The following is a 1,308-nucleotide window of genomic DNA, read 5'->3' as shown; positions in this document are numbered from 1 at the left end:
GCACGGTCTCGGGGAACACCCCCGACTCCGAGTCGCCGTACGACCGGGTGTTCCCCTGGATGGCGCTCCCCGCTTGACAGGACGACGATGGGGTGGTGGGGCCCGCGGCCTCCGGGCGGCGGAGGCCGGCCCCGGCCGCGGTGAGCGGCCGGAAGGGAGGACACCGGCATGCTGGAGATCAAGACGGTCGACAAGCCGGACGAGCGGCGTGACTTCCCCCGTGGCCACCTCGAAGCCGTGCACATGACCGGCCTGGACTTCGCCGTCGCCACCTTCGAGCCGGGCTGGCGCTGGACGGAGTCGGTGGGACCGATCGCGGGCACCGGGACCTGCATGGTCCACCACAACGGATACGTGGTGCAGGGCCGGATGCGCCTGGTCATGGACGACGGCGGCGAGGGCGAGGTCGGCCCCGGCGACGTCTTCGTCTGCCCGCCGGGGCACGACGCCTGGGTCGTGGGCGACGAACAGGTGATCCTGTACGACTTCGCCGGCGGTATGGCGACCGACTACGCGAAGGCCAAGGAGGGCTGAGAGCCGGCCACCGGGTGCCGTCACCGCGTGTGGGCGACGGCACCCGTTTCCTGTGCGGCGGCCGACCGGGTCGAACCGTGCGCTACACCGGCAGCAGCCGTGCGACGAGCCCGCTGAGCTGGCGGGCCGTGCGGCACTCGTGCATCTCCACCAGTGCCGCGTACTCGGGTGCCGCCGAGTCACCGGTGCCCCACAGCGAGCGCTGCTCCGGATTCAGCCAGTAGACGCGGCGCGCCTGGCGGGCGATCCCGCGGACGGCGCCCAGGTTGGGGTCGAGGTTGTTGGTGCGCGCGTCCCCCAGCACGAACACGGTGGTGCGCGGCCCCACTGCGGCGCCGTACCGCTCCGCGAACTCGCCCAGCGCCATGCCGTAGTCGCTGCTGCCGTGCCAGCCGGTGAGCGTCGCCTCGGCGCGGATCCGGGCGCCGAGGCCCTCCGGGTCGGCCCGGCCGTGTTCCAGCAGCCCGGTCACCTCGTCGATCCGGTTGACGAAGGCGAACACCCGCACCTTGCTGAACTGGTCGTGCAGCGCCTGCACCAGCAGCATCGTGAAGTCGGAGAACCCGGACACCGAGCCGGAGACGTCACACAGCAGGACCAGTTCGGGTCGGGCCGGCCGGCGGCGGCGCAGCACCGGCCGCATCGGCACCCCGCCGGTGGACAGCGAGCCGCGCAGGGTGCGCCGCAGGTCGATCGTGCCCCGTGCCGTTCGACGTGACCGACCGGGAGGCGGCCGAGGAGGCGGTGACCGCCGTCGGCGCTCTCGACATCCTG

General features: G+C 73.0%; 2 protein-coding genes. One reads left to right on the top strand and one right to left on the bottom strand.

All coding sequences use genetic code 11. The features are described from left to right. The first annotated feature begins 168 nt into the window (after positions 1-168). A complete protein-coding gene (locus tag ABZ646_RS46800; protein WP_360533942.1) occupies positions 169-534 on the top strand; it encodes a cupin domain-containing protein in 366 nt (121 codons plus the stop codon). An 82-nt stretch (positions 535-616) separates the two neighbouring features. Here ABZ646_RS46800 and ABZ646_RS46795 read toward each other — a convergent pair. Continuing rightward, positions 617-1,308 (bottom strand): VWA domain-containing protein (locus ABZ646_RS46795; protein ID WP_360533939.1); only part of this gene is annotated, 692 nt, incomplete at its 5' end.

This window comes from Streptomyces sp. NPDC007162, assembly GCF_040634175.1.
GTDB lineage: Bacteria > Actinomycetota > Actinomycetes > Streptomycetales > Streptomycetaceae > Streptomyces.
This window is presented reverse-complemented; position numbering and strand designations above follow the sequence as displayed.

Bases quoted from the DNA above. Each gene is read 5' to 3' on its own strand.
- ABZ646_RS46800 (WP_360533942.1), top strand. From the start codon at position 169: ATGCTGGAGATCAAGACGGTCGACAAGCCGGACGAGCGGCGTGACTTC.